This window comes from Lunatimonas sp. (assembly GCF_020832325.1).
Taxonomy (GTDB): Bacteria; Bacteroidota; Bacteroidia; order Cytophagales; family Cyclobacteriaceae; genus Lunatimonas.
This window is the reverse complement of sequence record NZ_JAFIEU010000011.1, coordinates 96,002-120,812: the sequence shown is the minus strand read 5'-3', so window position 1 is coordinate 120,812 and position 24,811 is coordinate 96,002. Positions and strand designations below refer to the sequence as shown.

The following is a 24,811-nucleotide window of genomic DNA, read 5'->3' as shown; positions in this document are numbered from 1 at the left end:
GCAAGCAGGATATGTGTTCTTATCAGATTACTACCAAAAGGTTAGAGTCAAAACTTAAAGAACCGCCCTGTACCGAACGGTACGCAGGGTGGTGTGAGAGGACAGATAGGGAACTAATCCCTATCTTCCTACTCGATTGCTGCGATTTTTTGATTTTGAGAATCTAAAGTCATGATTAGAGATTTTTGATAAATTTTCTTCTCTAATGCATAAAATACCGGTCGACTATTGTAGAATTTATAGCCCAAAGCTGATTTTTTAGATGATTTTAGCCCAGGGTGTATACTTTTAGCCACCATCTTTCTCAGATTATGGCCAATAGCCATTAATAAGAACTCTAATTCTACTTTTTCTAAACCTGTGAGCGTAAATCGGGTGAATTTATTATTGCTTTTCAGCTGGCCAAACGCAGCTTCTGCCTCTATTGGTCTTTTGCTCCTGTGTTCAAGCCCTTTATCATTCGTTAGTTTTTCCTTGGCTTGCTGTTTTAAGAAGTTTAACCTGTGGTTCACTTCGATTTTTCGGTTACCTGTGGCTTTGTGGCAAGCGGTTCTTAAAGGGCATCCTTGACAGTTTTTTGCCTGATAATAAGTCACTTGAGACACATACCCATTACTTGAAGTACGCTTTCCTTGTCCAACATTCTCCATTCGTTGACCCATGGGGCATACATAAAAATCCTGCTCTGCATTGTAAAAAAGATTTTGGGGAAGAAAAGGGTTGTTTTTTGTCTTCTTCTTTTGCTCCATGTGGAAGTAATTGTATTTCACATAGGCCTCAACCCCCTTTGCCTCAAGCATTTCATAATTTTCCTCACTACCATACCCTGCATCAGCTACTATCTCTTTACTTTGTTTATTATACGATTTTTCAAAACTATCCAAGTGAGATTTTAAAGTAGTAGTATCGCCTGGTGTTTGGTGAATAGTAGTATGGGTAATGAATTGATTTTTAGTTGATATCTGAGGATTGTAAGCGGGTTTTAGTTGTCCGTTTTTCATGTGATCCTCCTTCATCCTCATGAATGTAGCATCATGATCTGTCTTACTGTAGGAATTTCTATCCCCTAAAATCTCCAAGTCTTTCTCATACTTCTCTAGCTTGGGAAGGTGCTCTTCCTGAAGCTTTTGCAGTTCTTTAACTATCTTCTTTGAAGGCTCTTTTAGTTTTTTGTTAATGGCTGAAAGACGCTCCCTTAATTCTTCTGAATCAATTTTTTTAGGCAACTCTTCCTGGTTAACTTCTTGATTATCTGATAGGATGCTTTCTTCGATATCCGATAAAATACTGTCGATTTTACCTTCTAGCCTTTCTTTGTGCTTTTCAACTGACTTGCGCCAAACAAAGGTGTATTTGTTAGATTTTGCTTCAATCTTCGTTCCATCAATGTATTGAACATCAAGGCTTACATATCCCATCTCAACAAGCATTTTTACCACTTCGGCAAACAATGTCTTGATGGAGTCTTTTAAGATTTTACCGCGAAAATCGTTGATGGTTCTGAAATCAGGGGTTGAGTTTGCTGAGATAAACATGAAATGTATGTTCTCATCCAGGGCTTTGGCTATTTTCCTGCATGAATACACATTGGATAAATAGCTGTAGAATAGCACTTTAATCATCATTCGTGGATGATAGGCGGATGTACCACCTCCCTTGTACTTCTTTATAATAGCGCTGATATCCAAAGAATTAACCACAGTATCAACTAGTCGAACAGGGTGATTATCAGGGATTTTATCGAAAATATTTACCGGAAATAATTCTGGACAATTGCCAGTCTGATTTTTAAAAACTACCTTAGCCATTGTTGTATTTTGAACAACTCTAAGATAATAATTTTAGAGAAAATCAACAATAAAAAAGGGTGTCTCGACTTTTCGGACACCCTCCATCGTGGTTAAAGGGATCTTTTTGCAAGGTAGAAATCTACCATTTCGTAATCGCTGGCTTCCCGGTCCAGCATCTCGGCTACTGTCTTGGGGGGAGATACAATCACTTGGTCTCCCTCTCTCCAATCCAATGGCATAGAGACCTTGTGTTCATCGGCAGTTTGTAGGGCCACAAGTGCTCGTTTGATTTCGTCCATGTTTCTTCCCACGTTTAGCGGATAGTACATGATCAGGCGGATTTTTCCCTTGGGGTCTATGAAGAATACAGCCCTAACTGCAGCTGTTTCGCTTTCTCCAGGTTGCAGCATGCCATATTTTTTAGATACGCTCATATCGATATCCGCAATGATGGGAAATTCGAACAGTACACCTGTGTTTTTCTTCACATTATTAACCCAAGCAATATGGGCATGGATGGAGTCAATGCTCAAGCCAATCAGTTTGGTCTGTCGACCGGCAAAGAAGTCTTTTTCCAGAGCAAATCCGCTCATTTCGGTGGTGCATACCGGGGTAAAGTCTGCGGGATGTGAAAATAGGATGGTCCAGCTGTCTTTGATGTAGTCGGAAAAACGGATTTTTCCGGTGGTAGTCATTGATTCAAAGTCAGGAGCCATATCTCCAATACGGGGCATGTTATATGTTTGATCTTCCATGATACTTGTTGTTTTTTATTTTTATTTATACCCAAAGTTACCCCTTAGTGGTGGCCCCTCAGGTGACCAATGTCACGTAAACGCCTGTTTACAAATTGAATATATCTATGCTTGATTGATCGGCTCTATGAGTCTGGTGAGGGGGCATCAGAAAGATTTTAGGAGAAAAATGGGTATATTCGTCCACCTCTGAGGTAAATACAACGTACATAGACTAGCTAATCTCGTTTTCACAGGTATTGGGGTAGGTCTCTGCCATTTCGCGGAGGGACCACTTACTACATAAGAGCGATCTTCGGACCGCAGAAAATCGGGTGCATGGCCTTTGAAAAACATTCTAAGCAAATGAAATCACTTATAACCCCACATACGAGGCATTCTGCCGCTTTACTCTCTCTCGTTCTGGCCATGTCCTTTTTTTCATGTGAGCCGGAAAAGGAGGTGCAGCGGGTGCGTTTTGGATTGATCTCCGATGTGCACCTGCCTACCATGCACGACTCGGAAGTCCGGATCCGCGCGTTCGTTGACAGCATGGAAATTGCTCAGCCAGATTTTCTGATTGAACTCGGCGACTTGGTCACTCCGGCTCCACAGTACCAATCCCTGTATGACATCTGGGATGGTTACTTAGGTGAAAAGTATTCCGTCATCGGCAACCATGAGATGGACGGAGGCTATGGTTTGGAGCAGGTATTGGAACACCGCAAGCTGGAGCGATCTTATTATCATTTCGAAAAGAACGGCTTCCAGTTTTTGGTTTTGGACGGCAACGATAAACGAACACCCGATGAGAAGGGTTACCGAAACTATATTGGGGCGGAGCAGCAGGCATGGCTTCGGGAAACGTTGTCCCGGGTGCAAGGGCCGGTAGTGATTTTTTCCCACCAGTCGATTGGGCCGCTCGGAGCCATGCACAATGGGGAAGAAATCCGTCAAATATTGGAGACCCACAATGCTTCTTCGCCGGAGAGCCCGGTAATTGCCTGTTTCAACGGACACCTTCATTACGACGATGCCCGACAGGTCAATGGCATTTGGTATGTGCATGTCAATAGTGCAGCGTACTTTTGGATGGGTGAGGAGTACGAACACATCCGATATTCAGAGGAGGTAGATGAGGGGTTCCGTTGGATCAAGTACACGGCGCCCTACCGGGATCCTCTCTTTGCCGTGGTGGAGATCTCTTCAGACGGAGAAATTATCATTCATGGCAAGCAATCCGAGTATGTTGGACCCTCTCCTTGGGATTTGGGTTTTCCGGAAACGGACCGTGAGGCCATCCGCCCGGCTATTTCCGACCGCGTATTGCACGTTAAGTAAATGTACATGAAATCGTTGTATACGAAGGCTTTAATTACTATGTTTAGTTGATAATAAAACCGGTTAAAAGCTATGAGGGCACTCGTCATTTCAGGAGGTGGAAGCAAGGGCGCATTCGCGGGAGGTGTCGCCGAATTCCTCATACGTGCGTGTAGGCATGACTACCGGCTTTTTTTAGGGACCTCTACCGGAAGCTTGCTCGTGCCATTGCTATCTATCGGTGAGATTGAAAAGATTAAAGCGATCTATACCTCTGTGACGCAAAACCAGATTTTTGATATTTCGCCGTTTTACATTGTTCAGGAAAACGGTGAGCCCCGCATCAAGATCAACCACGTGAATACCGTTCGCATGTTTATCAAGGGTCGAAAGACGTTTGGGGAGAGTATGGCCCTACTCGAGTTGATTAAAAAGATCATGACTCCCGAGGATTTTGCCCGGATGCAGGCTAACGAGGCCAATGTGTACGTGACGGTTTCTAACCTCACCACCAACCGGGTGGAGTATAAGTCGCTGAAGGAGAATAGCTACGAGGATTTCTGTGAGTGGATTTGGGCATCATCGAATCTGGTTCCTTTTATGAGTCTTTTGGAGAAAAACGGTTGTCAGTACGCAGACGGTGGTTTTGCGGATATCGTGCCCATTTCTGAGGCCATTTACCGGGGTGCCAAGGAGATCGATGTCATTGTTCTAAAATCCAATCAGCCCCGTGGCAAGAAGGACAATGTGAAAAACGCACTTGAATTGATGACCCGGACCTTTGATTTTATGCTGGATCAAATATCGGCTGATGATATTAAGATCGGGAAACTCGAAGGAGGTAGAAGAAAGGTAGACCTTAATTTTTACTATCCGCCGACCGTTCTGACTGAAAACTCCTTGATTTTTGACCCAAAGCAAATGAAACAATGGTGGCAGGATGGCTACGCATTTGCAGAAGCTCATAATCCTGTGTGCAAGTGCCTGGAGGTGGGCTGATAAGAATCCGTTCTAAAAAAAAATCTATGGACCTTCGCATACCATTGCTCGTTAAAATCCCTGTACTTCTGATAATTAGCTGGTTGTTTGGTGGCTGTGGTACAAAAGTAGGGCTTGTCGAAGAAGGTAATAAGGTACTTATTAAGCCCGTGAACCTAGCCGAGATGCCGATGGGTGAGGGTTCGCTTGCCATTACCCATGTACATGTGCTGGATGTGAGGACTGGAAATCTGCTACCTCTCCATACCATTTGGATACGAGACGGGCTCATTGAATCCGTGTTTCCGGATGGTACAGAAGTGCTTCCGGGCTCGGTGGAGGTGGTGGATGGAGCAGGCCGATATGTAATTCCCGGACTGATAGATGTGCACTTTCACCTAGATCAACTAAGGGGATTGCCGCATCTTTTTTTGAAAAAGGGGATTACGGCATTACGGGACCCGGGCGCGTGGATAGAAGCTTACGGAAACGAACGCAGGAGGGGAGAACAGCTACCCAGGTTGTACCTGACCGGTCCTCACTTGGATATGTTTCCGCCTGCACATCCCAAGGATGCCTTGATCATCCGCGACGAGGAAGAGGCGAGGCAACAGGTCCGCAATTTGGTGGGCCGGGGTGCCAGTGCCATTAAGATATATTACCGCATGTCGCTGGGTTTGATACAGGCGGCTGCGGATGAGTGCAAAAAGCTCGGCGTTCCTTCTACTGCCCACTTGGAGATCAGTGACGTTAGAGAAGTGATTCGTGCAGGAGTAACAGGAATAGAACATGTCACATCCTTCGGACTGGCATTGATTTCTCCCATCGAGGCAGAGGTGTACCGGCAAAAGGTGCTGGCAGACAACCACGCCCGCAGGGAGGGTAGGTACGAAATGTGGAGTGGGTTGGATTTTGGCGACAAGCGAAACACCGTAAAGGAGATTTTTGATTTGATGAAAGAGAAGGAGGTGTTCTTTTGTCCAACGCTGGCAGTATTCGAGGTAGGCGAGGAGTCCGAAGATGAAGTTCGGGGATTAGGGTTTCAAAAGATGATGGAGTTTACCGCGTTGGCGTATGGGAAGGGCGTGGATCTAACCGTTGGTTCTCATTCGTACGTACCTTATGCGTCCTATGGATCTGCCTATCAGCGGGAAATGGAGCTGATGCATGCGTGCGGCATGTCGCTGGCTGATTTGATCCGAGCAGCCACTTGGGGCAACGCCCGGTTTTTGGGAGCGCAGGAGGAAATCGGCAGCATTGAGCCAGGGAAGAAGGCCGATTTGGTTCTACTTTCTAGCAACCCATTGGAACACGTAAAAAACCTCGAGAACGTCGAAAAAGTGATGCTTAATGGTGTGTGGGTGGATTAAACTCAGTGTGAGTAGAATATATCAAAGCGATAAAAATAGCCAGTGTTTTTAAGGAGATTTATTTGCGCATCATCGTTTTATTACCCACTTTTGTGATCAAAATGCGCACGTGGCGAAATTGGTAGACGCACTGTCTTCAGGCGGCAGCGCCTTCGGGTGTGAAGGTTCGAATCCTTTCGTGCGCACTTTTTATTTTTTTGCCCAGCGGCGTCTCCATAATTTTAAGAAGTTTTCTTTCTTCTCGTGAACTGGGAATTCATCTCCTAGCAAATAGCCGTAGGGTTGTAGTCCCGGAACTCTATCTAAGGTGATCTTAAGAATGCCTACCAACGGAATGGAAAGAATCATTCCTGATACCCCCCAAATTGCGCCACCCAGTAAAATGGCAAATACGACGGCAAGGACGTTTACCTTTACTTTGCCTCCCACTACCACGGGTGTAATGAGATTGTTTTCCAGTAATTGGATGCCCCATAGAACCAGCAGGGTCAGGAGGGGGTAAAAAAGCGTGTCGGTGGTCAGGAAAACATAGAGAATGACCAGAGCGGAACTGATGATCACACCGATGTAGGGGATTAGGTTCATCACGGCAATGAACAGCGCAAACAGCAGAAAGAACTTGATGCCGATGAGGTAAAAGTATATCCCGGCCAATACCGAAACGATCAGGGTGACCTTCACCATGCCCACCAAGTACTGATGGATGACTTTGCCAGAGTCCTCGGCCCAAGCGATGATTTTTTCATTGCTCCTAGAGGAGGCCTGCATTAGAAAGGCCGTGAAAAAGTCCTTGTAATAGATTAATAGAAAGATGTAGAGGGGGATGATTCCAATCAGGGTCAGGGATTTGCCGGTATTGAAGATCGTTTGGTTCAAATTATCGGGGTTGACAAGTAGGCTAACAAGGTCCGTTTCGCTCCAATTACTTACGTCTAGGCCGGTTAATTCAGAAATATCCTCTAGGTATTCTGCCAACTTGGAATAGAAAATGGCGCCGATCTGAGGGATATCTCCTAACAGGGATACCATCTGATTGACTACCAGGCCTAGGACCCCTAGAAAGCAGAGCGTGAATAGTGTCAAGGTAAGGATGATCGCCAACCCTCTTGGAATCCGCCTGTTTTCCAGCCAATCGGACACAGGATACAGGGCAAAAGCAAAGAAAATTCCCCATGTGAGAGGGACAAAGATAAAGTCGCCGTACCACAGGACCACCGTACCCAGGGTAAGAATAATCAATCCATGCGCGAGTTTTTGGGAGAGTCCTGATTCAGGGTTCATGTCGGACGAATGAGTGATAGCTTAAATTTATGGAAATCTTCCAAAAGATCGTTAAACGGATCTTTTTTTATCGAATTGCCCGACTTTTCGGCCAATAAAGGAGATCACATTGGTATCATTACCCTAAATTACTATATTCACTTTCTACTTTTGAATGACCCAAATGATAACGATGAGAATTACGCTTCTGCTTTCACTTGTTTTAACCTGCTTATTCAACCAAGGTATTGATGCCCAGCAGGGTCCTTTGAAAATCATCATGATCGGTGCCCATCCCGATGATTGTGAAATCAAGGGTGGAGGAACGGCCGCGCTGTTCATAGAAATGGGACATCAGGTTAAATTCGTGTCTGTGACCAATGGTGATGCAGGACACATGGAGATGGGTGGTGGCATGTTAGCCAAGCGGAGAAAGGCCGAAACCGAAGAGGTGGCCCGTAGATTGGGCGTGGCCTACGATGTGTTGGACAACCACGACGGAGAACTGTTAGCTACTTTGCCGGTTCGATTGGACATCATCCGGTTGATCCGCGAGTGGGAGGCGGATGTGGTGATTTCGCACCGACCCAACGATTATCATCCGGACCACCGGTACACAGCCATTTTGGTGCAAGATGCTGCGTACATGGTAGGAGTACCCAATGTAGCACCCGATGTGGAGCCGTTGAGGAAGAATCCCGTATTTCTGTATTTTCAAGACAATTTTCAAAAGCCAAACCCTTTTACACCGGATATCGCGGTGGACATTTCCTCGGTCATTGATAAGAAGATCGATGCCATGGATGCACATGTCTCCCAGTTTTACGAGTGGCTTCCTTGGATTGGCGGCTATGCCGACGAGGTACCCAGTGGCAGCGCCGAGCGTAAGGCTTGGCTGCGAGAGAAACGATGGGGGAGCGTTAGCACGGCATTGATCCCTGCGTTGGAGAAATGGTATGGTAAGGCCAAAGCATCCCAAGCCACCTATGTGGAGGCGTTTGAAGTGTGTGAGTACGGAAGTAGACCCTCTGAGGAGGATATCAAGCGGCTGTTTCCCATGCTTGGAAAGTAACGGAGTGTCGACCACACTTTCGTGAATCCGACAATTCCCTGGACGAGTGTATCAACAATTTATCCATATAAGCAATCTTCAATATTCATGAGTAAACGAAACGTGCTGGTTACAGGTGGCGCCAGCGGAATAGGTCTCGCCATATCCCGTCGATTTGCGCAAGCAGGGGACCAGGTCTATGTACTAGATTTCAACAAAGAAAATGGGGAAAAAGTAGCCGCGTCTCTTCAAGAAGAAGGGTATTCGGTGAAATTTTTGGAGACAGATGTATCCTCCCAGGAACAGGTGAAACAAGTGATAGCCGCTATCGAGGGGGAGATACATGTGCTTGTAAACAATGCGGGTGTATCGCATGTCGGAAACTTGGAACAGACGGTGGAAAGCGAGTTGGACCGGCTGTATAGCGTGAACATAAAGGGGGTCTATAATTGCTCACTTGCGGTCATTGGCCATATGAAGGAGCAAGGTGGCGGTGCGATCATCAATATGGCTTCTGTGGCGGCTACGGTTGGTATTGCAGATCGCTTTGCCTACTCCATGACCAAAGGAGCTGTGCGCACCATGACCCTATCCATGGCCAGAGACTATGTGCAGTTCAACATTCGAGTAAATGCCATATCCCCTGCTAGGGTACATACCCCCTTTGTGGACGGGTACTTGGCCAAGAATTACCCGGGTAGAGAACAGGAAGTTTTTGACCAGTTGGCAGCCACACAGCCCATTGGCAGGATGGGAAGTCCCGCTGAAGTGGCTAACATGGCCTTTTACCTGGCTTCCGATGAGGCTTCTTTTCTAACCGGTGCAGATTACTTGGTGGATGGAGGTTTTTCCCATTTGAAAATGTAAAAACAATTATAGACACATGAAATCGAGCATGACGTAGCCGTCACACTGGGATGACTATCTAACATGCGAGATCCCATGTGACCGCTAAAAATCAATTATAGACACATGAAATTAATACGATTTGGAAATGCCGGTGAAGAAAGACCGGGAGTTGTTTTAGAAGACGGACGGCAGCTGGATGTTAGTGCATTTGGCATTGACTGGAACGAGGAGTTTTTGGGTGATGAGTCAGGGTTTCAAAAGCTAGCCGAATGGTTGGAAGCGCACCAGCAGGATTGTCCCGAGGTGCCATCCGGCGTACGGCTTGGGTCCCCGATCACCCGCCCCTCCAAGATCATTTGTGTGGGTCTGAACTATTCGCTTCATGCCAAAGAAAGCGGCATGGAAGTTCCCAAGCAACCGGTGTTGTTTATGAAGGCTACCTCCTCCCTTTCTGGCCCCTTTGATGAAATTGTGATACCAAAGCATTCGGAAGCAACGGACTGGGAAGTAGAGCTCGCCGTTGTAATCGGTAAAAAAGCTTCCTACGTGAACAAGGAAGATGCTTACGACCATATTGCGGGCTACGCCGTGCACAACGATGTCAGCGAGCGGGATTTTCAATTGCGCCATGGAGGGCAATGGGTCAAAGGAAAAAGCGCCGATACCTTTGCTCCCTTGGGACCTTGGTTGGTGACAAAGGAAGAAGTAGCGGATCCAAACAACCTGCGCCTTTGGCTAAAGCTCAATGGGAAGACCGTGCAGGACAGCAGTACTTCTGACTTGGTGTTTGATGTGCCTACCCTGGTAAGCTATATCAGTCAATACATGACACTCCTTCCGGGGGATGTCATCAGTACCGGCACGCCATCCGGTGTAGGGATGGGTTTTAATCCTCCCGTGTACCTCAAGGCAGGAGACGTAGTGGAGCTTGGTGTAGAAGGACTTGGCGTTTCCAAGCAACGTGTGATTGCATATAAAGGGTGAGTTCATTCCCTGCAATATAAACTTCCCGGTGACTTGCCGTTTGTGTGGGCTAGTCACCGGGAAGTTTGTTTTCCAACACCAGGCTACCCCGCTCGGTATGTGTTGATTCGAGCTTTTTTCATCCATCTCATTGCCGTTATGCCTCTCTACCGAATTCACGAGCCATGATTGAACGAAAGGTGTGTTTGTTTCGAAGAACCAGATGCCGACTGCTTTTGGTACTGCTTTTCATGCTTTGCCTGCATGTGGCGAAAGGCTATGCTCAGGACTTGCAATGGCATACCCTGCCGGCTATTCCGGATACAGAGGGGTTTGCGGGGATGTATGCAGGTGTGAGCAACGACGTTCTCTTGGTAGCGGGAGGGGCGAATTTCCCCGAGAAGAGGCCATGGGAAGGAGGCGAAAAAACCTGGTACAATCGAATTTTGTACTTGGAATCCCCAGAGGCCGAATGGGCGTTTGCGGATGCCGTACTTCCAAGTCCTTTGGGATACGGGGTATCGGTAACCTACGAGAACACCGTTTTAATCGTTGGAGGTAGCCATCAGTCCGGTCATAGCGCCGCGGTCTACGGGTTGCGCGTTGAGGGAGGTCAGGTGGTGGTCGATACCACTTACCCGGATTTGCCTCATCCGCTGGCAAATATGGCCGGAGACGTGGTTGACGGAGTGGTCGTTGTGGCTGGAGGGCAAAAGAATCCGCAAGGGCTGGCAGAGTCTCAGGTATGGATGCTCGACCTAACCCTTCCCCGTGAAAAGCAGCAATGGGTGGAAGGCCCGGCTTTACCGGGCAAGTCCCGGACGCAGGCGGTTGCTGGAGTCATGGGGGGAGCCTTCTACCTTTTCAGCGGTTTTCACCTTACAGAAAAGGAGGGTGGAGGCTGGGATAGGCACTTGCTTCTAGATGCCTATCGGTTTTCCTTTGGAGAACAGATTGGAAGCGGTACTTGGGAACGACTTTTGGACTTGCCCAGAGGAATTGCCGCGGCCCCTTCACCTGCATTTGCCGTAGGTGCCTCCCATCTGCTGATTCCCGGGGGAATAGATGCGGAATTGGCCAACCATTCAGATCCTACCACCCATCCCGGTTTCAGGGACAAGCTGCTGGCCTATCACGTGACAAGTGGTAATTGGGTAGAGATGGGCGAGATTCCCGCCGGTAGTGCGAGAGTCACTGTGCCCACTGCTTTTTGGAAGAAGCAGTGGGTGGTACCCAGCGGGGAGAAGTTACCTGGTGTGCGCTCTCCAGAGGTGTTTGCGTTGGTTCAGCAGCCGGTATTTGGTTGGTTAAACTGGACGAGCTTGGGGGTGTACCTGGCCTTGATGCTTGGGATAGGCGTGTATTTTTCCACCCAAGAAAGGACTACGGAAACGTATTTCCTAGCAGGTAGAAAAATTCCCTGGTGGGCTGCCGGATTGAGTATCTATGGTACCCAACTCAGTGCCATCACGTTTATGGCCATTCCGGTGGTGGTGTTTGCCACAGACTGGCGGCTGATAATGGGTGCCGTAATGATCGTATCCATTGTGCCGCTCGTTATTCATTTTTACCTGCCGTTTTTTCGGCGGGTGAATATTTTGACGGCATACCAATACTTGGAGCGGCGATTTGATAAGCATGTGCGGAGTTTGGGGAGTGTCACCTTTATCTTGATGCAGTTGGCGCGAATGGGGGTGGTGTTGTATCTGCCGGCCATCGCCATTTCCTCCGTAACGGGAATGGATATATTGCTATGCATAGGCATCATGGGGGTATTCAGCACGCTCTACACCGTATTGGGTGGGATGGAAGCGGTAATTTGGACCGATGTAATACAGGTAGTGGTGCTTTTGGGTGGGGCGCTGACCGGGCTGCTGATCGCCGTTGCGCAGATTGACGGAGGCTTTGGGCAGGTGTGGGAAATAGGGATGGCACAGGAGAAATTCCGCATGCTGGAGTGGGGGTGGGACTACCGAGAGCTGGTGTTTTGGGTAGCGATTATCGGCTTCTTTTTTTTAAACATCATCTCATATACCTCCGATCAGGTGGTTATTCAGCGGTACCTGACCGTATCCACAGAGAAGGAGGCAGCCAAAAGCCTTTGGACCAATGGGCTGATTACGCTTCCGGGCATTCTGATGTTTTTGGGGCTAGGAACCGTGTTGTATGTGTTTTACCTGACCAATCCCCAAAAGGTGGGAAGTGCGCTTCCGGAGGAGTTATTACCCTACTACATTGTTTCGGAGCTGCCTGCGGGCGTTGCTGGACTGGTCATAGCTGGGATATTCGCGGCCAGTATGTCATCTTTGGACAGTTCCATGAACAGCATATCAACTGCCTATATTTCCGATATTCATCGACTCTTTCGGCCGGGCTGGGGAGATAGCAGAAATTTAAGACTGGCTAAGTGGCTCACCGTTTGGATTGGTTTTTTTGGTACCATGAGTGCTGTTTGGATTGCTCTTTCCAACGTGGGTTTTGTGTTTGACTTGTTTCAGAAGCTCTTAGGAATGATCGGAGGGGCATTGGCAGGAGTGTTTATCTTGGGTATTTTTACCCAGCGGGCCAGTTCACGCGGAGCTTTGGTTGGAATACTTGCCGGTACCCTGATTACGTTCCTAGTTAGTAGGTTTACCGAAACCAATGGGTATCTTTTCGGAGCCGTTGGGGTGCTTTCCTGTGTAGCGACGGGCTATGTGGCGAGTTTAGTGTTGCCTGATCGGATATCGAAAGCGCCCGGAAACACCTATAAGGACTTGGTTAAACGCAATCAATCCTGAATTATTCAGCATCTCCTTCGGTTGTCCCTTTGGGGGTATTGGTATTTGGTGTTTGAGGGAGTATCAGGTGTCCAGACTTTAGGTGTAGGTCTCGCTGTGGGAATGGGATTTCGATACCCGCCTGTTTGAAAGCTTCAAAGGTGTCGGATAACACTTGATTTCTCACATCAATCCATGTGTCAAAATTGCTTACCCAGAATAGTAAGCGAAACTCTACCGCACTGTCCGCAAAGTGGTGTATAAGCACTTTCGGGGCCGGGATTTTCATCAGGTCGTTTTTTTGAAGAACTTCCTCTAGTACGGTTTGTACTTGTTTTAGGTCTGACCCATACGCTACGCCGATAATCAGCTCGATACGCCGCCTCCGGTCAGAAAGCGTCCAATTAATCAGGTGTTGTGACAGCAAGTCACCGTTGGGAATGATGACCTCGGAGCCATCGTAGGCCTGAATGGTACTGGATCGGATGCCTACTTCCTTTACGACGCCGGATCTTCCACCCACTTCAATAGCGTCTCCAATCTGTATGGGCCGCTCAAAGGCCAGAATGATGCCGGAGGCGAGGTTATTGACGATGGTTTGCAGACCAAAGGCAATACCGACACTGAGGCCACCCAAGATGATGGTGAGATTATCCAAGGAGATCCCGGAGAAGGCCAACGCGAAAAAAAAACCCACGATTAACACCGCCAGTCGGATTAGCAGGACCGAAGAGCCGAGTCTTTTGTTTCGTCCATCGGCTTTTTCGCTGTCGCGGATAGAGACGAAATAGGCAATATTTTTTGCCAACATCGATGAGGCCCAAATCACAAAAATGAAGATAAAAATGCTACGGAACGTGAATGAGGTACTTCCTATTTCCCGTGTTTCTGTTAAAAAATGGCTGATTGATTCGATGATAAAATCATCAATAGAGAGGTTTAGTGCCAAAAAAAAGGACCACATGATCAGGGCTAAAAATATAAAGAAATTGCTGAGACGTTTGTAAATTGCCTTATAGTCAAGGTAATTAGTGTATTCTTTGGTGTTGCCCTGAAGCAATTCTACCTGTAGGTACAATGCTTCCATGATAACCGTAACAAAGAGGTAAAGGCTGATGCCTTGGGTTACACTTAATGTTGCTCCCACTCCCAACATCTTGGCGAGGCTAAACCTACCAACGATATGTAGGACGACGGAGGTGACCTGCATGGTGAGGTACAGGTAAATCAGGTATTTCAGGTAGGCCGGATATTGATCCGGCTTTTTTTGAATCAAAGACAAACTACGCGCTCCCACATACAGCCCGAATACTGAAAACACGATTAGGTACCAGCGTTCTTGATTAGCCTGTTCTATAATAAGGTTACTGGTGCCAAATACAATCAAGCTGATTGCCAGGAAAATCCACATTCGGAATACTTCGCGTATCAACACTTGCTTAATCAGCAGGGATGTGCAGATGGTCGTGGCAATCAAAACCCCTAGAATAAGACCATTAGGCGGGTAGGGCAATACGTACGGGGCAAGTGTGAACATGCTGAGTATGGCGCAGGTCAAGGGCGACTTCGTCAAGTATTTGTTTCTATCAAGAATCAGTTTAGAAAATTCCTTCTCCTTTTTGATCCGGTTCACCAAATAGAAAAACCAACCGTAGATACCGATTCCCAGGATGACTACCCAGATAAAGGTGTTAAGGTTTCTTTTCCAGTAGGTTCTGAGTATGATCTGGTTTAGAAGAATCGATTCCTCAATCACCGGATATAGGGTCGGAAGTTCTCTAAGAGAACGCAGCTGCCAAATGAATGGGGAGTCTTTTTGGAAAAAGGCACTGCGTATGGTTCTTTGCTGCTCCCTGATTTCGTCCTTGGCATCACTGATCCCAACACTTAGTGCGGATAGTTTGGTTTGTACGTCCAGGTTATTGATATTCTGAACGGAAAAGAGACTGTCCGCTCTGGTTAGTCGTCGTAAGAGTGCTGCCCATTGTTCATTCAACGCTGGCAGCGCACTGGAGTCCACCATGGAGGTAGCGGATTGGTAGGTGTTTTTAATGACTTCGATATTGTCACCGATCTGTGTAAATGTCTCTGCTCGGCTATCCACCTCGCTACGCCATCGTGTCACCAATAGGTTGTAGCCAGAAAGTAAGTTGTCCAGTTCGCTGAGATATTGGAGGTTGAATTCGATTTCTCCGGAATAAAAACTCTGCATGATTCGCTCCACAACCCCCTCAATGATGGGAATGTCCTCGTTGATGATTTCCAGATTTGGATTGCGCTGTAGGCGAATGATTGCGGTTTGCAGCGAATGGAAATAGTCTTCGTTTTTGCGGATAAGTTGGTTCAGTGTAAGTGGTTTGGGTGCTACGGAATCTGTCAAACTGGCAGGGCCAACTCCCTTTACCGGCCCGGACTCGCCGTTTTGTTGCGCCAGGGAAAATTGCGTAATAAATAGAAGCAACACAAGGCAACTAGGGCTCACCCTACGCAGACGATCAATGCCTAGGGAAATAATAGGCCAAAAGACTTGGTTAAAATGGAACGGCATAGTTTGCAATTTTTATTTCTGGGCTGCCAATTTATGCGTATTAATTAGTAAATTTAGGAAAATGCCCCGGTAGCAAAAGGACTCCTGCAGATTTAAATTTTGGAAATCTCTAAACATGGCATTCTGATTGTTGTTTATCTAAATACAGCATAGGATCTAACCGAAAAGTCAAATGGTGCAATTTTAGCATGTTGCGTTAAAACGTGTTAAAATATTCTGCCGGTAGGCGTTTGGCATCCTTTTGGGGCAACTTCGTGCGTACATAATCGTGGAAAGAATATCAATTAACAGAAAGAAAGGAATAAAATGAGCAAAAAACAGTTTTTCTTAGGAATCGTTTTGGCGTCTCTTATCGGTGGATTAGTCGCCCTGTTTGGGGTGAGTGTGCTACAGGACAAGAATGGAAATTCGTCTACCTACACAGAACAGCAAAGTGCCAGTTTTGTCAATTGGTTGAATGATGAGAGATTCGTCATTCCCGATGGAATCAACTTTGTGGCCGCTGCGCAAGTGGTGACCCCTGCGGTGGTTCACGTGAGAAGCAGCGTGACCGTGAGTGGACGTTCCGGAGGAGTAGATCCGCTGGAGGAGTTCTTTGGATTCAGATCGCCTTCCCCAAGAGGAGAGCAGGCTCCTAGAGAGGGGCGTAGCTCCGGTTCCGGTGTGATCGTTTCATCCGATGGGTACATCGTGACCAACAACCACGTAATCGAAAATGCCACCAAGGTAGATATTACCTTAGAGGACAACAGGCGATACGTGGCCAAGGTAGTAGGAACCGACCCTACAACAGATCTGGCCCTGCTGAAAATAGAGGAAAAAGGACTACCCCATATCCCATTTGGAGATTCTGACGATGCAATGATCGGAGAATGGGTATTAGCAGTAGGCAATCCCTACGAGCTGAATTCCACCGTGACAGCAGGTATTATAAGTGCCAAGGCCAGAAATATACGAATACTCCAGGCCGAGAATAACATGCAAATTGAGTCATTTATTCAAACCGATGCAGCGGTCAATCCCGGTAATTCCGGCGGTCCGTTGGTAAACCTATCTGGAGAAATTATCGGCATCAACACGGCCATTGCCTCCCGAACAGGAGGATTCAGCGGCTACTCCTTTGCAGTGCCCAGTGCCATTGTAAAAAAGGTTACCGAAGACTTGATGGAGTATGGTACAGTGCAGCGGGGTTTGATAGGTGTTTCTATTCAAGACGTAAGTCCTGAACTGGAAGAGCGCGAAGGGATTAAAATCAAAGCCACCCGTGGAGTCTACGTAGCTGGCGTGAACGAAGGTAGCGGCGGAGAGGAAGCTGGATTGAAAAAGGGTGATGTCATCATCGGCATTGACGGTGCAAATACCTTTACCACCTCCGCTTTACAGGAGCGGGTGGCGAGGAAGCGTCCAGGCGATAAAGTGGAAATAAAGTACTTGAGGGATGGGAAGGAGATGATAACTACCGCGACACTCAGAAATATATCGGGAGATACCAAAGTGGTGGTAAAAGAGGTGCCAAAACGTGAGGAGTTTGAAGGAGTGGTGTTTGAAGATGTACCGTCGAATGTCAGGACTCGCTTGGAGATAGAGGGCGGTGCTTCTATATCCATCGTAGAAAACGAAGCGTGGAAAGAAGCAGGACTGCGGGAAGGCTTTATCATCACTAAAATTGGGCGTACCAGAATCAATAGCGCTAAGGATGTCGTAGAGGCCTTGAAGCGATACAAAGGAGAAGAAGTGAGTATTTTGGGTGTTTACCCCAATGGTCAGCGTTCTTACTACGATATTCAATTGTAATCGTTGAGATTGAATTATTGCATGCAGAGCCGTCACCCACTGTGACGGCTCTGTTGCTTTGTAGCGCTGGATTATTTTTGGATGATAGTCAGTGGTTTGGATGCTGAGGGGTAAAAAAAAATGAGGGGAATGTTTGACTTAATCAATATTGGGGCTACATTTGCAAACCAATTCAGGGAAATATGACCGTAAGGGACATGTTATGAAATGGGAGTTTAGCTCAGCTGGTTCAGAGCATCTGCCTTACAAGCAGAGGGTCGGGGGTTCGAATCCCTCAACTCCCACACAAGTGAAACCCCTACTTACCGTCACAGATAAGTAGGGGTTTTTTGTTTTAGGTATCCGTTCTTCACGGTTTTGCTCGTCCGGTTCGGTGCATCCCAATATTTCAGTCAGGAGGATCGGGGGGTGAATCTCTCAACTTCTGCATTGATACAGACCCCTTAGGGTGAAAAATCCTTAGTAGTGTTTTTGTAAATTCCTTCTCGACGATTTTTCTGTTAGCAGCAGTAGCACTTCGTTTTGTCTTGAGTTTTCTTTTGGTATACTTCTTTTCACTTTTATATTGGATAGATATCCTATCTCAAAAAAAAGGGCCTTTTTTTCCAAATGTCGGAGGTTATCTCTTAACTAAATGTTCGCTCTTAAACCATCTGTCCGTGTCAGATGTTCTTACTATCAATTACCATAAGCTACTTTACGGCTATGGGCTTCCCGTTAAATGAACGTTTATCACCTCTGATTTTATGATGAAGGCCTTTTATTTATTACTTTTCTTTTCTGCGACGTTGGTGCTGTCTGGGCAGGCGAGCGGACAAAGCCTGGCCTACCGGACCCTGTTGAAAGCGTATTACGATTCCGATTTTCCGCTGATTTACCCGGAGAATGGGGAGTTGTTGCAGAAGGCGGTGCTGTTGGATACCCGCGAGCAGGAGGAATACGAAGTCAGCCACCTACAGCATGCCAAATGGGTGGGGTATGAGACCTTTGACATAAATGCGTTGGACACCCTATCGAAAGATACACCTTTAGTAGTCTATTGCTCTATTGGAGCGAGAAGTCAGGATATTGGCAATCGTTTAAAACAGGTGGGCTTTAAAGAGGTATACAATCTGTATGGCGGGATTTTTCACTGGGTAAATGAGGGGCTACCGATTTACAACGAGAAAGGACCTACCCGAAAAGTGCACGCCTATAGCCGTTCATGGGGAATTTGGGTAAAGAATGCGCAAAAGGTTTATTAAATAGCCTTTATTTCCCATTAGATTGGTAATTTTGATTATGGTGAAATTTTTCCTTGCGATCTGGCTTTTGTGGCTTCCTCCCGCCTGTGGCAGTTCGTCACTTGGGCGACAAGGGACACATCCTCCCAGTCACGAAACCTTCGATAGGCTCCTTCAAAAACACGTGAGCGCCGACGGTAGCGTGGATTATCCCGGATTTATGAAAGATAAGAGCCAGTTGGAGGAATACTTGGCATCGCTTAGCGAACAGGCGCCAGACCGGCAGACTTGGTCAGAAGCAGAGCAATTGGCGTATTGGATCAATGCGTACAATGCCTTCACCATCAAACTGATTATTTACCATTATCCCGTCAAGAGCATTCGTGACATTGGTCCCAAGCTAAATATTCCCCTTATCCGCACGGTCTGGCATTTGGAATTTTTTGAGATTGGTGGTCAGAAGGCCTCGCTGGATGAAATAGAACATGCGATTCTGCGCAAGGAATTTGAGGAGCCACGTATCCATTTTGCGATCAACTGCGCTTCGATCTCCTGTCCAGCTTTGGCCAGGGAAGCCTATACCGCTGAGCGGCTGGATGAGCAGTTGGAGTATGCCGCGCGGAGGTTTGTGAACGATTCCACAAAGAACCGAATCCAGCCGGGAAAGGTGGAGATTTCGGAGATTTTCTCTTGGTTCAAGGGAGATTTCACCAAGTCCGGCAGCCTGATTGACTTTTTGAATCGCTACTCCGACGTAAAAATCCATCCCGAGGCCCGAATGGGATACTTACCTTATGACTGGAACTTAAATGAGTGAAAGAAACAAGCATATCGTCATCTTGGGAAACGGCATATCGGGAGTTACCTGCGCCCGATATATCCGCAAACATAACGGGGACCTTTCCATCACCGTTGTGTCGGGTGAGTCGGTCTATTTCTATTCCCGGACCGCCTTGATGTATGTCTACATGGGGCACATGAAGTGGGAGCATACCAAGCCGTACGAGGATTGGTTCTGGGAAAAGAACCGGATCAACCTGTGCAAAGCTTGGGTGTCCCGAGTGGCTTTTGAAGATAAAGAGTTGGTTTTTGAAGATGGAAGCCGATTGCGCTACGATATATTGGTCCTAGCGACGGGCTCCAAACCGGCGGCCTATGGCTGGCAGGGGCAGGATCTTCCTGGTGTGCAAGGTCTATATTCGCTTCAAGACCTCGCTTTGTTGGAGAAAAATACGCGCTCTATCAAGCATGCGGTGATCGTTGGAGGAGGATTGATCGGCGTGGAACTGGCGGAAATGTTGCGTTCCCGAAAAATTTCCGTCACCATGCTGGTACGGGAGGGGCATTTTTGGGGCAATGTGCTTCCCAAGGAAGAGGGTGTCCTAATAGGTGACCATATCGGCCAGCATGGGGTGGATCTGCGCTTGCATGTGGAGCTGGAACAGGTAATCCCCGGGGAAGACGGTAGGGTTTCGGCTGTTAAGACAAGTGCGGGAGAAACCATTGCATGTGATTTTGTCGGGCTTACAGTCGGGGTGGTACCTAATGTCGACTTTTTACGTACGGATTCCGATGAGACAACCGTCTTGGAGATAGGGCGGGGAGTTTTGGTAAACGCATATTTTGAAACAAATATTCCTGACGTGTATGCGGTAGGTGACTGCGCGGAATTCCGTGAAGCGCCGAGCCCCGAACGAAAGAAAATTGAACAGGTCTGGTATACCGGCAGGATGCACGGTGAGACGTTAGGGGCTAATTTGGGCAAGTCACAGCGACGGTCTTATCAACCCGGTCATTGGTTTAACTCCGCCAAGTTTTTTGATTTGGAATATCAGGTGTATGGATCAGTACCCAATGTACCGGAAGAGGGACTGGAAACCTTTTTTTGGCAACACGAGCAGCGTCCGGTAGCCATGCGTTTGGTATATCAGGCGGGTACCCGTGTGCTGGTTGGTATCCATGCCATTGGTTGGCGTCTGGATCATGTGTTCTTTGACGATACGATCAGCAAAGGGTGGACCGCGGAGCAGGTTCTCGAGAGTTTGGAAGAGGCTAGTTTTAATTCGGAATTTTACCGCCATAGCTGCGAGGCAGTACGTCAGGCATTTACAAAACAGACCGGTATTTCGGTTACAAGAAACAAAAAATCATGGGTTCAATGGATTTTTGGAGAAAAAGCATGAAAGTAATACAGCGTATCGGTTTGGCCGTGTTTATCATTGCACTGGGGATATTTTCCTTGTTGCCTTTTGTAGGCTCTTATCGGCTGGACACGGATATGGTGGATCAGCAGGTAAAAGAGGAGCATAGGGAAGTGATGAGGGAGGTGTTAGAACCGCTTTACGGGCAGGAGTACACCTCTAATGTAGCTTTTATTGGAGCTTTTAATGAATATTTTGATGCGTATAACGATGAACTCAAGGCTGCCGAGCGTTGGGATGAGGTGATCTGGGATGATTATGCTTTTACCCTGACCAAGGCTGCGGCGTTGGGTCCAGTCTCTCAGCGTCCTTTTTTGTATTTTTTCCTGACACTTGTGTTAGGGGCTGTAGGTGCCCTGATGTATATTCTCCCCATGTATCGACGTCAGCCTGCAGGTATTAAACACGACGGTATCTATTTTTCTTCCATGAAGTCCCGAGGCCTGCTTGGGATAATCACCGGGTCTTGGTTGATCGCCTTTTACGTGGTGTTGTATTGGTTTCCCGAATACATGACGAATCTTGTCATCATGGTCGATCCCCTTAGCTTGGCTCTTTCCGGCAACCCTGCTAGTCAATGGTTTTTGTATGGAGTAGTCTATACGCTGGCGATTTTGGTGATGGGTATCCGGATGTTTAGGAAGTACAAGGGAAATCGGTACCAGCTGATACGGACGGCCTCGGTGATGTTCTTCCAACTTTCTTTTGCCTTTCTTATTCCGGAAATTTTGGTTTGGTTTAACAAGCCTTGGCATGACTTTAAAAACATCTGGCCCTTGGATTACACCTTCTTTTTTGACTACCGCTTGGATGGCATGATGGCATCAGGCACTTTGGGACTGTTTATGCTTTTTTGGGGTATCATTCTGATCATCGTTGGGGTGCCGGTTATTACCTATTTCTATGGAAAACGTTGGTACTGTTCTTGGGTTTGTGGCTGTGGAGGACTTGCCGAGACCTTGGGCGATCCCTATCGGCAACTCTCAGATAAATCCTTGAAGGCTTGGAAAGTCGAAAGATACCTGGTACACGGCGTGTTGGTCTTTGCCGTGGCGATGACTGCACTAACCTTGGCCAACTACGCCATGGAGTTTCAATTGCTGCGGGATGCCACCAATCAGGTGCATGCTACCTACGGATTTCTGATCGGTTCGGCTTTTGCGGGGGTGATTGGTACAGGATTTTATCCTTTGATGGGAAACCGGGTATGGTGCCGTTTTGGCTGCCCTTTGGCTGCCTATCTGGGTATTGTGCAGCGTTTTAAATCCAGGTTCAGGATTACCACAAATGGAGGACAGTGCATTTCCTGCGGAAATTGCTCCACCTATTGTGAGATGGGTATCGATGTACGCTGGTATGCACAGCGTGGACAAAATATTGTTCGGGCATCCTGCGTCGGCTGCGGCGTGTGTGCATCCGTCTGCCCCCGTGGTGTGCTAAAATTGGAAAACAAATCTGAGAAAGGCAGGATCCAGGAAAACCCCATACTTATCGGCAACCAATCTGTCACCATCAAGTCTTGATGCTGCTCATTTACATAGTTTTAGGAGTTTACTTGATTGCCATGTGCTTTGTGCTGTTTTACAGCCTTACCCAGGCACACCTCTTGGTTTCCTTTCTTCGATACCGCGCGCATCCTACACCTGTGCCAGAGGCATTGCCCGAGGAGGAGCTGCCCCAGGTGACGGTTCAGTTGCCCATTTACAACGAACAATATGTGATCAAGCGACTGCTTAGGGCGGTAGCCCAGTTGAATTACCCGCACGAAAGGCTGGAAATACAAATCTTGGACGACAGCACGGATGTGACCTCCGAGATTATTCGGCGACAACTTGCCAAGTATCCGCAAGTGCCGTTTACCTACCTTCACCGGTCCAATCGGGAAGGCTTCAAAGCCGGTGCCTTGAAAGCTGGACTGGAAAGGGCTAGTGGGGAATTTATCGCGGTATTTGATGCCGATTTCGTCCCCGAGCCTAATTTTATCCGTAAAACGATCTCTCATTTCCAAGATCCCCAAGTTGGGATGGTACAGAGCAGGTGGACACACATCAACGAAGGCTTTTCCATGCTTACCCGGCTTCAAGCATTTGCGCTGGATACCCATTTTATGGTGGAACAGACCGGCAGGAATGCGTTGGGTGCATTTATCAACTTCAATGGGACCGGTGGGATTTGGCGAAAGGCCTGTATACTGGATGCTGGAAATTGGGAATCGGACACGCTCACAGAGGATTTGGACCTCAGTTATCGGGCGCAGCGGCGAAACTGGAAGTTTGTGTATCGGGCTGATGTGGCCTCACCGGCTGAATTGCCGCCCCTGATGTCTGCGATCAAGTCCCAGCAGTTCCGCTGGACCAAAGGTGGCGCCGAATGCGCGGTCAAGCACCTTCGGCAGGTCTGGAATGCTGACGTCCCGATGCGGGTACGGTTACATGCCACGGCACATCTATTGAATTCCACGGTCTTTATTGCGATTTTGGCCGTAAGCCTTTCTAGTATCCCTATTTGGTGGGCGTTCTACAAAGGATGGTTGCCCGCCTATTATTTTCGTGGAGCGACCGTCTTTCTGTTTGGGTTTGTCATTATCGCAGCAGTGTATTTGGTTGGAAATCTTTCTTTAAAAAAGTACTCGTGGAAATCCATCGGGAAATTCCTCTGGGAATTGCCCCTCTTTCTTTCGGTTTCCATGGGCCTGTCTATTCATAATGCGCATGCCGTGTGGCTGGGATTTTGGGGCCGGAAAACCGCCTTTGTACGCACCCCTAAATACAATCTAAAGAAAAACCGGAATGCTTGGAGAAAAAATAAGTATCATCAACCCACCGTTTCCGTAGGAACCTACATGGAGCTAGGCATGGCCTGCCTGTTTACAGGAGTCGTGCTGGTTTCTCTCTTCGTTCAAACCTATGAAATGTTGCTTTTTCACAGTATGTTAGCAGTCGGATTCTGGGTGGTAAGCCTGGCATCTATTCCAAGCCGCCGATCGCCCAGTTTGATGGAGAAAAAGGATTTGCCGGCTAGCTGAGGCAAATGTTTCTAAAAAAGAAACTGAAATAGCCGAAAGTAGGATTAAAAAGTAAGCAGAAAAGCTATCCGTTTAACAAAAATAATTGTAATCAGATGCAAACAACTACCAACGATATTAGGGGAAAAGCGTATTCCGGTTTGTCGGGTTGCTTTTCGGTATGGATCCTCTTATTTGCGCTGGCCTGCCAACCTCGGACGGAGGCAGAGAAGATTGTGGATGCGGCGATTGAGGCACATGGGGGGAAAGCATTTGAGACAAGCATTATTTATTTTGACTTTAGGGACCGAGCCTACGAGATCTTTAAATCGCCCAACGCATTTCGCTATGTAAGGGAATTTTCGGATTCCACGGGCTTTGTACGTGATGTCTTGGACAACGCCGGTTTTGTCCGGACGGTGAATGGGGAAGTGGTGGACCTACCGGATGAGCGCGTCCGGGCTTTCTCCAACTCGGTCAATTCTGTGGCTTATTTTGCTTTTTTGCCCTATGGGCTGAACGATCAGGCAGTATACAAAGCCTATCTGGGGGAGACGGAACTGGATGGTAAGGCTTACCACGTGGTAAAGGTTACCTTTTCCGAAGATGACGGAGGTGAGGATTTTGAAGATGAATTTTTATACTGGATCAATCGGGATACCTACACGGTGGATTACTTGGCTTACCTGTATTATACGGAAGGGGGGGGAGTTCGCTTTCGAAAAGTAACCAAGCGGCACGAAGTCGGTGGATTGATCCTTCAGGATTATGAAAATTACAAGCCAAAAGATAAACACACCCCGCTCGAAGAACTAGAAACCCTGTACCGAAACTGGGAGTTGGAACTACTCTCTGAAATCCAGCTAGAAAATATTCAGGTTAAGTCCTCGAAATAGGGTTTTTTCTGAACGTTCATCTTTAACATATCCTATCCTATAAAGCACATAGAAAATCCCCAAATGCATGA

18 protein-coding genes and 2 tRNA genes are annotated in these 24,811 nt (G+C 47.3%); 16 read left to right on the top strand and 4 right to left on the bottom strand.

Features of this window, described 5'->3' with window-relative positions; genetic code table 11:
* Positions 1-128: 128 nt before the first annotated feature.
* Together JJU34_RS03745 and JJU34_RS03740 are read right to left on the bottom strand one after the other, a co-directional pair.
* Positions 129-1,808 carry an IS1182 family transposase gene (locus JJU34_RS03745; RefSeq protein ID WP_228690987.1) on the bottom strand — a complete coding sequence of 560 codons (1,680 nt, stop codon included), beginning with the start codon at positions 1,806-1,808 and terminating at the stop codon, positions 129-131.
* 92 nt (positions 1,809-1,900) lie between these two features.
* Positions 1,901-2,545, bottom strand: coding sequence for a peroxiredoxin (locus JJU34_RS03740; RefSeq protein ID WP_228690986.1), 645 nt, complete (start codon positions 2,543-2,545; stop codon positions 1,901-1,903).
* Between the two features lie 345 nt (positions 2,546-2,890).
* Here JJU34_RS03740 and JJU34_RS03735 point away from each other — a divergent pair, with 345 nt between their 5' ends.
* The 4 genes from JJU34_RS03735 (at position 2,891) to JJU34_RS03720 (ending at position 6,377) form a co-directional block, all read left to right on the top strand.
* A complete protein-coding gene (locus JJU34_RS03735; RefSeq protein WP_228690985.1) occupies positions 2,891-3,865 on the top strand; it encodes a metallophosphoesterase in 975 nt (324 codons plus the stop codon).
* A 72-nt stretch (positions 3,866-3,937) separates the two neighbouring features.
* Positions 3,938-4,843, top strand: a complete 906-nt coding sequence (locus tag JJU34_RS03730; protein ID WP_228690984.1) for a patatin-like phospholipase family protein — start codon at positions 3,938-3,940, stop codon at positions 4,841-4,843.
* A gap of 26 nt (positions 4,844-4,869) precedes the next feature.
* Positions 4,870-6,192: an amidohydrolase family protein gene (locus JJU34_RS03725; protein ID WP_228690983.1), complete on the top strand. Its 1,323-nt coding sequence runs from the start codon at positions 4,870-4,872 to the stop codon at positions 6,190-6,192.
* Between the two features lie 103 nt (positions 6,193-6,295).
* A tRNA-Leu gene (locus JJU34_RS03720) sits at positions 6,296-6,377 on the top strand.
* A gap of 4 nt (positions 6,378-6,381) precedes the next feature.
* Here JJU34_RS03720 and JJU34_RS03715 read toward each other — a convergent pair.
* Complete coding sequence (locus tag JJU34_RS03715; RefSeq protein ID WP_228690982.1) at positions 6,382-7,473, bottom strand: AI-2E family transporter; 1,092 nt, start codon at positions 7,471-7,473, stop codon at positions 6,382-6,384.
* Between the two features lie 172 nt (positions 7,474-7,645).
* Here JJU34_RS03715 and JJU34_RS03710 point away from each other — a divergent pair, with 172 nt between their 5' ends.
* The 4 genes from JJU34_RS03710 (at position 7,646) to JJU34_RS03695 (ending at position 13,095) form a co-directional block, all read left to right on the top strand.
* Positions 7,646-8,524: a PIG-L family deacetylase gene (locus tag JJU34_RS03710; RefSeq protein ID WP_228690981.1), complete on the top strand. Its 879-nt coding sequence runs from the start codon at positions 7,646-7,648 to the stop codon at positions 8,522-8,524.
* A gap of 87 nt (positions 8,525-8,611) precedes the next feature.
* Positions 8,612-9,370: an SDR family oxidoreductase gene (locus JJU34_RS03705; RefSeq protein ID WP_228690980.1), complete on the top strand. Its 759-nt coding sequence runs from the start codon at positions 8,612-8,614 to the stop codon at positions 9,368-9,370.
* A gap of 105 nt (positions 9,371-9,475) precedes the next feature.
* A complete protein-coding gene (locus JJU34_RS03700) occupies positions 9,476-10,336 on the top strand; it encodes a fumarylacetoacetate hydrolase family protein (protein WP_228690979.1) in 861 nt (286 codons plus the stop codon).
* A 164-nt stretch (positions 10,337-10,500) separates the two neighbouring features.
* Positions 10,501-13,095 (top strand): sodium/solute symporter, encoded by a 2,595-nt coding sequence (locus JJU34_RS03695; protein WP_228690978.1) that lies wholly within the window; start codon positions 10,501-10,503, stop codon positions 13,093-13,095.
* A gap of 1 nt (position 13,096) precedes the next feature.
* Here JJU34_RS03695 and JJU34_RS03690 read toward each other — a convergent pair whose 3' ends face one another.
* On the bottom strand, positions 13,097-15,622 hold the full coding sequence (locus JJU34_RS03690) for a mechanosensitive ion channel domain-containing protein (protein WP_228690977.1): 2,526 nt from the start codon (positions 15,620-15,622) through the stop codon (positions 13,097-13,099).
* Between the two features lie 306 nt (positions 15,623-15,928).
* Here JJU34_RS03690 and JJU34_RS03685 point away from each other — a divergent pair, with 306 nt between their 5' ends.
* The 8 genes from JJU34_RS03685 (at position 15,929) to JJU34_RS03650 (ending at position 24,740) form a co-directional block, all read left to right on the top strand.
* A complete protein-coding gene (locus JJU34_RS03685) occupies positions 15,929-17,416 on the top strand; it encodes a Do family serine endopeptidase (protein WP_228690976.1) in 1,488 nt (495 codons plus the stop codon).
* 209 nt (positions 17,417-17,625) lie between these two features.
* Positions 17,626-17,700: transfer RNA gene (locus JJU34_RS03680), tRNA-Val, on the top strand.
* A gap of 462 nt (positions 17,701-18,162) precedes the next feature.
* Positions 18,163-18,660: a rhodanese-like domain-containing protein gene (locus JJU34_RS03675; RefSeq protein ID WP_228690975.1), complete on the top strand. Its 498-nt coding sequence runs from the start codon at positions 18,163-18,165 to the stop codon at positions 18,658-18,660.
* 199 nt (positions 18,661-18,859) lie between these two features.
* Positions 18,860-19,456: a DUF547 domain-containing protein gene (locus tag JJU34_RS03670; RefSeq protein WP_366512673.1), complete on the top strand. Its 597-nt coding sequence runs from the start codon at positions 18,860-18,862 to the stop codon at positions 19,454-19,456.
* Entirely contained in the window at positions 19,449-20,822 is a 1,374-nt protein-coding gene (locus tag JJU34_RS03665) for an FAD/NAD(P)-binding oxidoreductase (protein ID WP_228690973.1), read from the top strand. The genes JJU34_RS03670 and JJU34_RS03665 overlap by 8 nt, the downstream gene beginning before the upstream one ends.
* Positions 20,819-22,363: a 4Fe-4S dicluster domain-containing protein gene (locus JJU34_RS03660; RefSeq protein ID WP_228690972.1), complete on the top strand. Its 1,545-nt coding sequence runs from the start codon at positions 20,819-20,821 to the stop codon at positions 22,361-22,363. Before JJU34_RS03665 ends, JJU34_RS03660 begins: the two co-directional genes overlap by 4 nt.
* The gene (locus tag JJU34_RS03655; RefSeq protein WP_228690971.1) at positions 22,363-23,865 is read left to right on the top strand and encodes a glycosyltransferase; all 1,503 of its coding nucleotides are present in this window, start codon (positions 22,363-22,365) and stop codon (positions 23,863-23,865) included. Before JJU34_RS03660 ends, JJU34_RS03655 begins: the two co-directional genes overlap by 1 nt.
* Positions 23,866-23,960: 95 nt before the next feature.
* On the top strand, positions 23,961-24,740 hold the full coding sequence (locus JJU34_RS03650) for a DUF6503 family protein (RefSeq protein WP_228690970.1): 780 nt from the start codon (positions 23,961-23,963) through the stop codon (positions 24,738-24,740).
* The last annotated feature ends 71 nt before the right edge of the window (positions 24,741-24,811 follow it).